Here is a 12,370-nt window from a genome sequence, read left to right on the forward strand (position 1 = left end):
TAGTGGTTTGTTTTCTGGCTTAGGATAACGTTCAGGGGCGGGCCGTTTCAAAGGCCACGATATCATTACGCATGCTCAACAGATAGTCGATATCATCATATCCGTTCAGTAGGCAGGTCTTCTTATAGCTGTTAATATCAAATGACTCCCGGGCACCGGTCGCCAGGAGCGTAATGGTTTGTTCTTCCAGGTTTACTTCGATTTCCGCTGTGGCATCCTGCTCTACAGCCTGGAACAATTGCTGCAGGAACGCTTCACTCACCTGTACCGGCAGCAGAAAATTGTTGAGCGAGTTGTTACGGAAAATGTCTGCGAAGAAGCTGCTGACCACTACATCAAAGCCAGCATCCTTGATGGCCCAGGCTGCATGCTCACGGGAAGATCCGCAACCGAAATTACGGGCACCCACCAGTATCCTGCCTTTGTAGGCCGGATTGTTCATCACAAAATCCTGTTTGGGCTGCTGCTCATCATCGTTCTGAAAGCGCCAGTCGCGAAACAGGTTCTTACCAAACCCATCACGGCTGGTAGCCTTGAGGAAACGCGCCGGAATGATCTGATCAGTATCGATATTTTCGATATTGACCGGAACCGCCGTACTCTTAATTATATTGATCGCTTTGCTCATTATTTACATTGTTGACTACAGAAACTCACGTACGTCACCCACTTCACCGGTAATAGCAGCCACCGCAGCGGTCAGCGGACTCGCCAGCAGGGTCCGGGCACTGGGGCCTTGTCTGCCTTCGAAATTGCGGTTGGAAGTAGAGATACAATATTTACCAGCCGGGATCTTGTCCTCATTCATGGCCAGGCAGGCCGAGCAACCAGGCTGACGAAGCTGAAATCCAGCCTCTTCAAATATTTTATCGATGCCTTCGGCAATGGCTTGTTTTTCTACCTGCTTGGAACCGGGTACGATCCAAACCTCTACACCATCGGCTTTCTTCCGTCCTTTTACGAACGACGCCACCAGGCGCAGATCCTCGATGCGACTGTTGGTACAGCTGCCAATGAAAACATAATCTACCTTACGTCCTTTGATGACCGTACCGGGCTTCAGTCCCATATAGTCTAGAGATTTCAGGAAGGAAGGCTTTTCCTTGGCTTCAATCTCGTGCTCGGCGGGAATATGTCCCGAAACACCCATACCCATACCGGGATTGGTACCGTAGGTGATCATAGGCTCAATGTCAGCCGCCGCAATCGTTATTTCCCGGTCGAATACTGCATCGGCATCGGTATACAACTCTTTCCAGGCAGCCAGCTTACGTTCCCACTGGGCAACACCTGGAGCAAACAGCCGGCCTTTGATATAATCGAAAGTAATGTCGTCCGGAGCGATCATACCGCCACGGGCGCCCATCTCGATACTCATATTGCAGATCGTCATCCGCGCTTCCATACTCAGGCCGCGGATGGCCGAGCCGGCAAACTCTACAAAATAGCCGGTAGCACCACTGGCAGATAACTGCGCAATGATGTACAGCACGATATCTTTCGATACCACTCCTTTATTCAATGTCCCCTCTACGTTGATGCGCATCAGTTTGGGCTTGCTCTGCATAAGGCATTGCGTAGCCATCACCATTTCCACTTCACTGGTACCGATACCAAAGGCAATCGATCCAAAAGCGCCGTGGGTAGAAGTATGACTGTCGCCACAAACGATGGTCATGCCAGGTTGCGTAACGCCCAGTTCGGGACCTATTACATGCACAATGCCCTGGAACGGGTGTCCAAGGCCATATAATTCGATGTCGTGATGTTTACAATTGTCGATGAGTTGTTGTACCTGGTTGCGCGAGAGCTCATCTTTGATGGGAAGGTGCTGCTGAACGGTGGGAACGTTGTGATCTGCCGTGGCTACAACCTGCTGCGGACGGAATACCTTGAGGCCGCGCTTCTCCAATCCTTTGAATGCCTGGGGGCTCGTCACCTCGTGAATGAAATGCTTATCGATATACAACACCGCAGGCCCACCGTCAATTTGCCTGACGACGTGCTTCTCCCAGATCTTATCGAATAATGTTTTGCCCATTTCTTTTTGTGCTTGCTTTCCTTCGGGAATGAAAGCGTGGCGCAAAAGCGCCACGCCTAAACAAAAACTACATGATTATGAGAAAATACTGCTCTCTTAGGCTACAATGGCTTTACCCTGATATTGGGTAGCCAGTTCCTGCAGGTCTTCATCACCCACCTCTTTCTTTCTATCGGCCACTTTCAGGAATTGTTCATAGAGTACATCCACATCATTCCGGTTGAACTGGAAGCCCAGCTTCTGGAAGCGGTGAGCCAGCGCACTACGGCCGCTACGGGCGGTCAGCACGATCTTGCTGCCATCTGCACCCACTTCTTCCGGATTGATGATCTCATAGGTTTGTGCATCTTTCAGGAACCCGTCCTGGTGAATACCGGAGGAGTGCGAGAAAGCATTGGCCCCTACGATGGCTTTATTGGGCTGAACCGGCATCCGCATGGTATCCGATACCAGGCGGCTGAGCGGATTCAACTGCTTACTGTTGATATCGGTATAGAAACCGAGGGTACTCGCGTGTTGCTTGATCACCATCACCACTTCTTCGAGGGAGGTATTACCAGCTCTTTCACCCAGTCCGTTGATGGTACATTCGATCTGACGGGCGCCACTGATCACACCGGCAATGGAGTTGGCAGTAGCCAGACCCAGGTCGTTGTGGCAATGACAAGACAGTACCGCCTTATCGATATTGGGTACGTTGTTGACCAGGAAAGCGATCTTTTCGCCATACTGGTGTGGCAGGCAATAACCTGTTGTATCGGGGATATTGACAGTGGTAGCACCGGCTGCGATCACCGCTTCTACTACCCGGGCCAGGTACTCGTTGTCGGTACGGCCAGCATCCTCCGCGTAAAACTCCACGTCGTCGGTGAAGTTGCGCGCCCACTTTACAGCCTGGGCAGCACGCTCCAGGATCTCTTCGCGGGTAGAATTAAACTTTGATTTAATATGAAAGTCGGAGGTACCGATACCGGTGTGGATCCGCCTCCGTTTAGCACTCTGCAAAGCTTCTGCAGCCACCTCGATGTCTTTCTGCACCGCACGGCTCAGGCCGCACACCACCGCATTCTTGATGACCTTACCAATCTCATTAACACTTTGGAAATCGCCAGGTGATGAGATGGGAAAACCAGCTTCGATGATGTCTACTCCCAGTGCTTCGAGCGCCAACGCTATTTCAATCTTTTCGGTAGTGTTCAGCTTACATCCGGGTACTTGCTCCCCATCGCGTAAAGTAGTGTCAAAAATGAAGACCTTTTGTCCTGGCATAATAAATTTTGAAAAAGGGTAATAAGATAAAGGAGCAGGCTGCTTAAATTTGTGTTGCTTGCTTAGATACCATTTAAACAACCTGCGTTACCGAAATTATCTCTGTTTACCGAGGAAGGGAAATCAAAATTGTGAGTAATTTACACTGCTTAACCCCTGCACACCAATACATAACTATTTGAATTACAACAGGTTTAACGTTTATTAAATACGATGCCCAATCGCTCAACCGATGCTCTTTTTCAGCTGATTCACTCCCTGGAGAAGTCTGAAAAGCGGAATTTTAAACTGTATGTCCAGCGCAACTCCTCCAGCGAGGAGCTGAAGGTCGTGCAGTTATTCGACGCACTGGATAAGATGGAAGAATATGACGAGGTGCTGCTATTGCGGAAAAATGAAAGCATCAGGAAGCAGCAACTATCCAATATCAAGGCCCATTTATACAAACAGATCCTCTCCAGCCTGCGACTGCTGAAGGACGACAGCAATATCGATATCCAGCTGCACGAACAGATGGATTATGCCCGCATACTGTACAACAAGGGGCTATACCTGCAAAGCCTGAAGATCCTCGACCGCATGAAAGAAACGGCCAGGGCCCACAACCAGGTCACTTACCTCCTGCAGGCCCTTTTCTTCGAAAAGAAGATCGAGGCACTCCACATCACGCGCAGTATGCAGGACCGGGCCGAAAGACTTACCAGCGAGGTGAATGAGGTCAACAACAAACTCGTCAATACCGGCAAGCTCTCCAACCTGTCGCTGATGCTGTACAGCTGGTACATCAAGAACGGACATGCCCGCAACGAAAAAGACGAAGCGGCCGTGCGTCTCTTCTTCGAATCCCATATCCCCCCTGCCGGCGAGGAGATCAAAGGTTTTTACGAAAAACTCTACCTGTACCAAAGCTATTGCTGGTATTCGTTTATCCGACAGGACCTGTTACAATACTACCGGTATACGCAAAAATGGGTGGAGCTATTCGAGAAAGAACCGTTTATGATAGAAGTGGAAACCGCCCACTTCATCAAAGGCATGCACAACCTGCTGAGTGCCCATTTTGATTTGCAGAACTACCAGAAGTTCAATGAAACCCTCGGCAAATTTGAAGCATTCGCCCGCTCGGAGGCAGCCGACATCAATACCAACAGCCGCATCCAGACCTTCGTATACCTGCAGATCGCCCGGATGAACAAGCACTTTATGGAAGGCACTTTCAGTGAAGGACTGGCGCTGGTACCCGAAACGGAAGCCAAACTAAAGGATTACTACCTGTATCTCGACCGCCACCGCATCCTTATCTTCTACTATAAGATTGCTTCCCTGTATTTTGGCAGCGCTCATTATGAGCAGGCGATCGACTACCTCAACAAGATCATCAACTGGAAAGTCGACCTCCGCACCGACCTGCAATGTTATTCGCGGCTATTGCACCTGATCGCACACTATGAACTCGGCAATTTCGATCTGCTCGAATACCTGTTCAAATCAGTTTACCGCTTTATGGCCAAGATGGAGAACCTGAGTGTGGTAGAAGAAGAGATCTTCCGATTCCTGCGCAGGTCGTTTCATGTATCGCCGAAACAATTGAAAGGAGAGTTTGAAAAGCTGTTGAACAAACTGAAACAACATGAACGCAATCGCTTCGAAACACGGGCATTCATGTACCTCGATATCATTTCCTGGCTCGAAAGCAAGATCAACAACACCCCCGTACAGGATGTGATCCGCCAGAAATACCTGGCTGCCGTAAAGCACAAGGCTACCGAACTAAAGGGAGAATAAAGAACGGGCAACCTGTCGCACATCCCATAGGCAGCCCTGAACTGTAAACGTTCTCCTGGAGCAATGTATAAAAAAAGCCGGTCTATCAGGACCGGCTTTTTGACGCTTAATATTTTGACAGTTCGGGACGAACCTCGTCAATATAGCCAAGGATGCCCCCTTTCAGGTTGTACAGATTGGTGAATCCGAATTTCTCCTCCAGCTCTCGAATGGCTTTGGCACTACGGCCACCCATCTTACAATGCACCACCACCTTTACATCGCGGCTGAATTTATCGGCGTTGGCAGCGACTGTACCCAGTGGGATCAGTTCGGCCCCAATGTTGACGAAATCATATTCATCCTGTTCCCGTACATCCACCAGCTGAAACGCTTCTCCCTTCACCTGCCAATCATACAGGTCACGGGCAGATATTTCCTTCACGGGCTTCTCAACAGCCTTCATACCGCAAAATTGTTCATAATCGATCAACGCCGTGATCGTAGGATTTTTACCGTTCAGCGGGTTGTCTTCGCGGCGTGAAATATTGAACGTACGGCTCTCGAAATTGAGCGCGTCGAACATGTAAAAACGCCCCACCAGCGGCTCTCCCACCCCCGTGATCACTTTGATCACCTCCAGCGCCTGCAGACTGCCAATGATACCGGGCAGTACACCCAATACCCCACCTTCAGCACAACTGGGCACAAGACCCGGCGGTGGAGGTGTTGGATACAGGTCGCGGTAGTTAGGGCCTACCACTCCATCTTTATTGGTATAGTTGAATACCGAAACCTGGCCCTCGAATTGGAAAATAGAGGCATAAATATTGGGCTTACCGAGTAGTACCGCAGCATCATTGACCAGGTAACGGGTAGGAAAATTATCCGTACCATCGGCTACCAGGTCATAGTCCTTCAGAATATCCAGCGCGTTCTTCGAGGTAAGTTGTGTATTGTGTAAAATGATATGGATATGCGGATTGAGTGCCTGTAACCGTGCCTTGGCGGCCTCTACCTTGGGCGTACCGACAGCTTCCACACCAAACAGGATCTGGCGTTGCAGGTTGCTGTCATCCACCACATCAAAATCCACAATACCTATAGTACCAACGCCTGCCGCAGCCAGGTACAGCAAGGCCGGACTGCCCAGACCTCCGGAACCAACGATCAATACTTTGGCAGCTTTCAGCTTCTGCTGGGCCTCCAGGCCAAATTCAGGAATGATGATATGCCTGTTGTAACGGGCCAGTTCTTCTTTGGAAAAGGTTATGTTGGAATGATTACTCATTGTTGTTTGATTGAATGATGATTAAAAGCAGGTGTGGCTGCCACAGGGTAAAGACCAGGTTGACCTTAATCTCAGGCAAACCCTCCTGCAATGGCAGGCACAATGCTGATTACAGTATCGGTCTGCACAGGCGTCTTACCTTGTTGCAGGTCACGGATATCATCGTTTCCGACAAAGATGTTGACAAATGACCGGATCTGCCCCTTGTCGTCCAGCAAATGCTTCTTCAGGTCAGGAAAGTTAAGGGTTAATTCATGCACGGTATTTTCGATCGTATCTGCCTTGATATCCAGGCGGGCCGTGTTGTTGGTAAACTTACGCAATGGTGTGGGAATGATTACTGTTGCCATGATCGTTGATGTTGTATTTGTTGTGTAAAATAGATGAATCGGATACTGTTTAATGGCTAACGGGGTTATGCATTTTCAGCGCCCGTCGACAGCACAGGCACTGCTACCGATTCCTCTTCAAACTGTGCCTCATCGTTCAATCTCCAGGAACGCACCGGCCCCACCTTTCTTTCCAGCACAGAAACGATGACATAAGAGAAAAAAGGTTGTGCCGCTATGCGGTCATGTTCCGACGGGATGGCTGGATGATTGGGATGCGAATGGTAAACACCCAGCAAGGTCAATCCGCTTTCCTCGGCGAATTGTTCCGCCTGGATATAGTCCAACGGCGCAATGACGAAACGCCGGCGCTTATCGCCTTCCTTTGCATTATTGACTACCCGGATGGTAGTGATCGTCCGGTGTCCCTCACCGTCTTCCTGCCCAAATAGAAAGCCGCAGCATTCATCGGGGAAAGCTTGTACGGCATCTGCTAGCATAAGTTCCCGGGCTGTAGATTGAATAAGGATCATCGCTGTATGAGTTTATTGATTACTTCGCTGTATTTATCGGCATTGTCAGGAAATACGGTTACTACTGTACCGGCGTCCAGTCGCTGGGCTACGCGGATAGCACCCGCCAGGTTGGCGGCAGCTGATGGGCTGAGTAACAATCCTTCATACTGGTAGGCCGCCTTTAAAATTTCGTAGGCTTCTTCTGTACCTACTTCCAGGTTTTCGTCGGCTACGGTAGTATCGTAAATCGTAGGCACCACCGCAGTTTCCATATGCTTCCACCCTTCCATACCATGCAGCGGATTATCCGGTTGCAAAGAAATGAGCTGTACATCCGGAACCAGTTCGCGCAAACGACGGCCCGTACCGACGAAGGTGCCACTGGTGCCCAGGCCCGTTACAAAATGAGTAATGCCGGGAAGATCCTGAACAACTTCCAGCGCCGTACCATGGTAGTGAGCTTTCCAGTTGTTGTCATTCTTGTATTGATCGGCGTAGAAAAATTGATCAGGATGCTTAAGGGCAAGTTCTTTGGCAACGGCCTGGGCGCCATCTGTACCTTCGTACTTCGAGGTATAAATGATAGTTGCCCCTAATGACTGCAGGATCTCTTTTCTTTCTTTGGAAGCATTTTCAGGAAGACACAGTGTAACCGGTACCTGTAGCTGATGACCAACAGCCGCATAAGCGATGCCTGTATTTCCACTGGTAGCATCCAACAGCACTTTATTCCTGGTCAATTGCCCCCGCTCGATCGCCGACCTGAAAATATTATAACCGGCGCGGGCTTTCACGCTGCCCGATAACTGCAGCCATTCCTGCTTGGCGTAAATGGCAACGTTGGGCTTACTGAACAATTTGGTTATCCTATATAAAGGTGTGTTGCCTATCTGGTTACCCAGCAAACGGGTGCTGTCCAGCAATTGCTCATCTACGGGGTCAGCGATCAGGTCTTGCATCGGCTCTGTGTTAAAGTTAGTTTTTGAATAGGTTGACTGATATAGACATAAAAAAAGCCCCACACAACGGTGGAGCTCACAATATGTTGAATAATAGATATTCAGCTGCTACCCATGGCTATCGCCCACCCCAATAACCCTGGTGTGTTGACAACAACAGCAACAACAATTTTTATGTGGGTTTTGAAATGTCATGATGGGCAAATCCATATAGGCTTACAAATATAAAGGGATTTTTCCGATAATTCCTACAGACAATGTAGACTAATTTGTTAAAACGCCCGCCCAGGCCGGTAAAGCTGCGATTGGCTGCACCAGATCGCAGCAATACGGCTGACAGGCGCCGTAACACATCAAAAACATATAGAGCACATAAGGAAGACATATAGAGTACATATAGAGACGTCCGCTTATGGTACGCAGTAGGATGGTAGCAGGTTGCTGCATAGGTTCTTAACGCCCCTTCCGTACCGGAGCCATACCCTATTCGTATCCTATTAGTCACCTGCCGTAACGGGTAACAAAGTTATAGAGACCTTATAGAGAGCTTATAGCAGCGTTATAGAGAGGTTATAGAGAGAACCGCTAGAGCGTCAGGCAAGGTATAGGTAAGGGGTAAGCAGGGGGCAGTCGATAGCACACCGCAACCCAGCCAGCCAGCCCCCCTGCATCGAAAGAGCCTTTGCCGCAAGATTCAGGTGGGGCCGTATATATAAGGCGTCTTACATTTGGCCCATGAAGCGTATCCTGATTCCCAGGCCCAACCTGTTCAGCTTTGACGAATGCCTGTGGTTCCTGAACCGGAACTACGATGATTGCCTGCATGTCATAGAACCGGGTAAGATACATAAGGCGATCTGTATCAACGGACAGAACATAGCCTTCACCCTGCAGGCCGATGAACGGCACCTCCTGTTGCACCTGGGAGATCAGCAGCTATCTCCTCAACAAGAGCAGGCACTGGAACGCTATATCAGCGATTGGTTTGACCTCGACCGGGACATCACGCCGTTCTACAAACTGCTCGCCAAACACAAACAACTGGCCTACATGGCCACCGACTATGCCGGCTTTCGCCTGATCGGTATACACGATCTCTTCGAAGCATTGTGCTGGAGCATTATCGGCCAGCAGATCAACCTCACATTCGCCTATATCCTCAAAAGAAGACTGGTGGAACAATATGGTACCCCGATATCGTTCAACGATCATACCCTCCACATCTTCCCGGCACCTGAGGTATTGCAATCAGTCAGCATGGAAGCACTGCGCGCGCTGCAATTTTCTACCCGCAAAGCAGAATACCTGTTATCCATCGCAAGTCTGTTCGCAGCTGGCACCTTGAGCAAAGAACGCCTGCAGCAATGCAGCAGTTACAACGAACAGGTCGCTCAACTAACAGCCGTCCGTGGCATCGGGGTCTGGACGGCTAATTATGCGATCATGAAATCGCTGAAGCAGTTGCAGGCGATACCGATGGGAGACGTGGGGCTGCTGAATGCCCTCACCAATCACCAGTTGATCAAAGACCGCCAGGACCATACCCGCATCGACAAATTGTTCAAACAGTTCAAGGGCTGGGAAAGCTACCTGGTATTCTACCTGTGGCGAAGCCTGAGCCATGCCTGAGATCAATAAGAACATGGGCAGGCTGCTGTACCCCAACATACAAAACGGGCGCCCTTATCAGGAGCGCCCGCTTGATTATACAGTGTGCGAACGTGTTAATCTTTGTCGTGGATCACAACTTCAACGCGTCGGTTGAGCCATGCATGGGCCGGTGTATTTTCCGCTACAGGATATTCTTTACCATAGTAGCTGACGATCAACCTTTCGGCTGCAATGCCCCGGCTCGTCATATAATTGAATGCCATTTGTGCACGTCTCATCGAAAGGAAGTTATTGTATTCTGTAGATCCCACGTTATCCGTATACCCCTTGATGTCTACCACCTTAGTCGGGTCATTTTTCAGTTGGGTGATCACCTTGTCGATCGTGCCAAATGCCCGCGAGGTCAGTGAAAAGTCTTTGTAGTAGAAGTATACGGTGAATTTAATCACTTGTTTACCGTTGATGGTATCCACCTGGTAATCGATCAGATCAAAGGCCTGGGCTGTTTTACCACCCGCCAGAGAATCTCCGAAGTCGCTCTGACCATCTTCCCGGTTGTTGCTCCAGTCACTATTCTTGTTTTTACCACTGGGTAATTTGCTGGCATTACCTTGCCCATTTTTGCCCTGCCCAATCTTACCCTGGCTGTTGTTGCCCTGGCTTCCCTGACCACCCTGGCTGCCATCTCCACCATTTTCATCCACACCGGCGTTACCATTGTTATGGCCTCCCGCCTCGGTGCCAGTGGCGCCATTGTTGATACCACCATTCGCCCCTTGCTGCGCCTTCAGCAATGAATCTACATTCACATTATAGAAGTAGTTGTTAATAATCGTCGCTTTGGAGCTATCCGGCTTTTTCGCCAGACTATCGGCCAGTTTCATCGAATCAAGAGCCGCCTGTTCAGCCGCTGCCTTATCCTTGTCCGATTTCTTCTTTTTCTTGTTGTTGATACCTATATACATACCCACAGAATACATCAGGGTATTAGCCATATTCTTGCTGACCGAATAGCCATAAGCTGCCTGGCCCATGATCATGATCTTCTTGGAAGTGAACTTCAAACCCACGCCCATCGGCGCACTGGTATAAGAAGAATCATTGATCAGGTTATTGATGCCCGCCGAAATGAAGGGCTGCAGCCGGTAACGATGGCTCAACAAATGATAGTACAAGGTAGCATTGAGCAGGTTATAAGTCTCCTTCTTGGTAGTACTGATCAACCGGTCTTTGCTGGTAACATGACCATATGCCAGGCCAATATCTACACTGAAAGACAGCCGGCCGACTATATTCTTGTAGGCAGACGCCGCAAAGGATGCATTGATCTTATCCATGATCGGCAGCTCATTGGCGTTGCTGACAAAACCATGTTTGTTTTTCTCCAGCATACCAAATTCCTGGATCTGGAATTTAGTGAGGGGTGAAATAAACCATCTGTTATCCCATTCCCTCGCCACCTCCTGTGCGTGGATGGCTTTTGCGGCCAGCACCAGGCACACCGCCAAACAGACTAATACCTTTTTCATTGGTTATTGATTTTTCAAGGGTTATTGCATAGGTATCAAGGTAAGTCTTAGAAATCAAGTCGAATGGCCATCTCCAATCCATTACGTTTTATACCGGCAGCATTAAGCTCTGTAATATTGACATCATACGAAATACCAAGTATCAGTTTCATATACCGTAACTCCAGGTTCGGTACCAGGGCATCTTCATAGCGGTATCCAAGTCCGAACCCGACAGCCGCCCCCGGCATTTGTTTGATGGGGGTAGCATAGGTACCGTTGAAAAAATGCTTATAGGCCCTACCCTGCCAGTTCATCGACACATACACCCCGCACTCATCGTCATCGAGGCCAGTCGCAAATTTGTATCCGCCCTGTATACCAATCGCCTGGCGCAGTTTAAAGTCCTTTGTTCTTTCTTTATCCGTGAAAGGCTTATTGATGTGCATGACGGAAGCACCGACATACCACTTATTAAACGCTGAATTATTAAAAATTGAGATGCCGGCATTCACATTAAAATATCCATACGACCAGCCATTCGCAAAACGATCGGAACTGGCCATCCCATCTACCGGACCATATTTGTCAAACTGGTCGCCAAACAGGTTCCCCCCATTGATATTCAGGTTGCTTTGGTAGTACACCCCCTGAAAGCCAGCCGCGATATAGGTCTCTTTTTTGTCGATGGGAATGGCATACGAAATCCCCAGCAAGCCGAGGGTATTGTTGAGTATGCCCTGATTCGATTTATCGGAAGCCGCACCCGCACTGGCGCTGAAATATCCTCCGCTACTGGCAGCCTCCTTTTTCTCCTTCGAGAGGATCGGCATATCGGCCATCGCGCTGATACTATTGTACGCAATCAGGCCGCCATATTTTACATTCCGGTAGTTTAGCTTGATGCTATTCTGTTTATCCGTCTTCAGCGACTGGTTGTACCAGACAGCCATATCCTGCACCCGGGAGAAGTTGATCTCCTGCGCCCCGGCGATTGCCGTCCATGTGATGCCCGCGATGAGTAACCAAACTGATTTCATTTGGCCTTGGTTTTAATTTTTGATATCGGATATACCCTGATCA

At 49.3% G+C, this 12,370-nt stretch carries 11 protein-coding genes; 2 read left to right on the top strand and 9 right to left on the bottom strand.

Features of this window, described 5'->3' with window-relative positions; translation table 11 throughout:
* Window positions 1-31 precede the first annotated feature (31 nt).
* From leuD to P2W70_RS28705, 3 genes are all read right to left on the bottom strand, one after another.
* Entirely contained in the window at window positions 32-628 is a 597-nt protein-coding gene (gene leuD / locus P2W70_RS28695; protein ID WP_276485017.1) for a 3-isopropylmalate dehydratase small subunit, read from the bottom strand.
* A 15-nt stretch (window positions 629-643) separates the two neighbouring features.
* Window positions 644-2,041 carry a 3-isopropylmalate dehydratase large subunit gene (gene leuC / locus P2W70_RS28700; protein ID WP_276485018.1) on the bottom strand — a complete coding sequence of 466 codons (1,398 nt, stop codon included), beginning with the start codon at window positions 2,039-2,041 and terminating at the stop codon, window positions 644-646.
* Window positions 2,042-2,137: 96 nt separating this feature from the next.
* Entirely contained in the window at window positions 2,138-3,310 is a 1,173-nt protein-coding gene (locus P2W70_RS28705; protein ID WP_276485019.1) for a 2-isopropylmalate synthase, read from the bottom strand.
* A gap of 213 nt (window positions 3,311-3,523) precedes the next feature.
* Between P2W70_RS28705 and P2W70_RS28710 the strand changes: the two genes are divergently transcribed.
* The gene (locus P2W70_RS28710) at window positions 3,524-5,095 is read left to right on the top strand and encodes a hypothetical protein (protein ID WP_276485020.1); all 1,572 of its coding nucleotides are present in this window, start codon (window positions 3,524-3,526) and stop codon (window positions 5,093-5,095) included.
* Between the two features lie 106 nt (window positions 5,096-5,201).
* Here P2W70_RS28710 and moeB read toward each other — a convergent pair whose 3' ends face one another.
* From moeB to P2W70_RS28730, 4 genes are all read right to left on the bottom strand, one after another.
* Entirely contained in the window at window positions 5,202-6,365 is a 1,164-nt protein-coding gene (gene moeB / locus P2W70_RS28715) for a molybdopterin-synthase adenylyltransferase MoeB (RefSeq protein WP_276485021.1), read from the bottom strand.
* 71 nt (window positions 6,366-6,436) lie between these two features.
* Window positions 6,437-6,715, bottom strand: coding sequence for a MoaD/ThiS family protein (locus P2W70_RS28720; protein ID WP_276485022.1), 279 nt, complete (start codon window positions 6,713-6,715; stop codon window positions 6,437-6,439).
* A 65-nt stretch (window positions 6,716-6,780) separates the two neighbouring features.
* Window positions 6,781-7,194, bottom strand: a complete 414-nt coding sequence (locus P2W70_RS28725; protein ID WP_276485023.1) for a M67 family metallopeptidase — start codon at window positions 7,192-7,194, stop codon at window positions 6,781-6,783.
* A gap of 29 nt (window positions 7,195-7,223) precedes the next feature.
* On the bottom strand, window positions 7,224-8,168 hold the full coding sequence (locus tag P2W70_RS28730; protein ID WP_276485024.1) for a PLP-dependent cysteine synthase family protein: 945 nt from the start codon (window positions 8,166-8,168) through the stop codon (window positions 7,224-7,226).
* Window positions 8,169-8,903: 735 nt separating this feature from the next.
* Here P2W70_RS28730 and P2W70_RS28735 point away from each other — a divergent pair.
* Complete coding sequence (locus tag P2W70_RS28735) at window positions 8,904-9,797, top strand: DNA-3-methyladenine glycosylase family protein (RefSeq protein ID WP_276485025.1); 894 nt, start codon at window positions 8,904-8,906, stop codon at window positions 9,795-9,797.
* Window positions 9,798-9,892: 95 nt separating this feature from the next.
* On the opposite strand, the gene P2W70_RS28740 is transcribed toward P2W70_RS28735, so the two are convergent.
* Together P2W70_RS28740 and P2W70_RS28745 are read right to left on the bottom strand one after the other, a co-directional pair.
* Window positions 9,893-11,308 carry an OmpA family protein gene (locus P2W70_RS28740; RefSeq protein ID WP_276485026.1) on the bottom strand — a complete coding sequence of 472 codons (1,416 nt, stop codon included), beginning with the start codon at window positions 11,306-11,308 and terminating at the stop codon, window positions 9,893-9,895.
* Window positions 11,309-11,355: 47 nt separating this feature from the next.
* Entirely contained in the window at window positions 11,356-12,327 is a 972-nt protein-coding gene (locus P2W70_RS28745) for a type IX secretion system membrane protein PorP/SprF (protein WP_276485027.1), read from the bottom strand.
* Between the last annotated feature and the right edge of the window lie 43 nt (window positions 12,328-12,370).

It is taken from the genome of Paraflavitalea pollutisoli (genome assembly GCF_029360705.1).
Lineage (GTDB): Bacteria > Bacteroidota > Bacteroidia > Chitinophagales > Chitinophagaceae > Paraflavitalea > Paraflavitalea pollutisoli.

Coding starts and splice junctions, on each gene's coding strand:
- leuD (WP_276485017.1), bottom strand. CDS start 628: ATGAGCAAAGCGATCAATATAATTAAGAGTACGGCGGTTCCGGTCAAT.
- leuC (WP_276485018.1), bottom strand. CDS start 2,041: ATGGGCAAAACATTATTCGATAAGATCTGGGAGAAGCACGTCGTCAGG.
- P2W70_RS28705 (WP_276485019.1), bottom strand. CDS start 3,310: ATGCCAGGACAAAAGGTCTTCATTTTTGACACTACTTTACGCGATGGG.
- P2W70_RS28710 (WP_276485020.1), top strand. CDS start 3,524: ATGCCCAATCGCTCAACCGATGCTCTTTTTCAGCTGATTCACTCCCTG.
- moeB (WP_276485021.1), bottom strand. CDS start 6,365: ATGAGTAATCATTCCAACATAACCTTTTCCAAAGAAGAACTGGCCCGT.
- P2W70_RS28720 (WP_276485022.1), bottom strand. CDS start 6,715: ATGGCAACAGTAATCATTCCCACACCATTGCGTAAGTTTACCAACAAC.
- P2W70_RS28725 (WP_276485023.1), bottom strand. CDS start 7,194: ATGCTAGCAGATGCCGTACAAGCTTTCCCCGATGAATGCTGCGGCTTT.
- P2W70_RS28730 (WP_276485024.1), bottom strand. CDS start 8,168: ATGCAAGACCTGATCGCTGACCCCGTAGATGAGCAATTGCTGGACAGC.
- P2W70_RS28735 (WP_276485025.1), top strand. CDS start 8,904: ATGAAGCGTATCCTGATTCCCAGGCCCAACCTGTTCAGCTTTGACGAA.
- P2W70_RS28740 (WP_276485026.1), bottom strand. CDS start 11,308: ATGAAAAAGGTATTAGTCTGTTTGGCGGTGTGCCTGGTGCTGGCCGCA.
- P2W70_RS28745 (WP_276485027.1), bottom strand. CDS start 12,327: ATGAAATCAGTTTGGTTACTCATCGCGGGCATCACATGGACGGCAATC.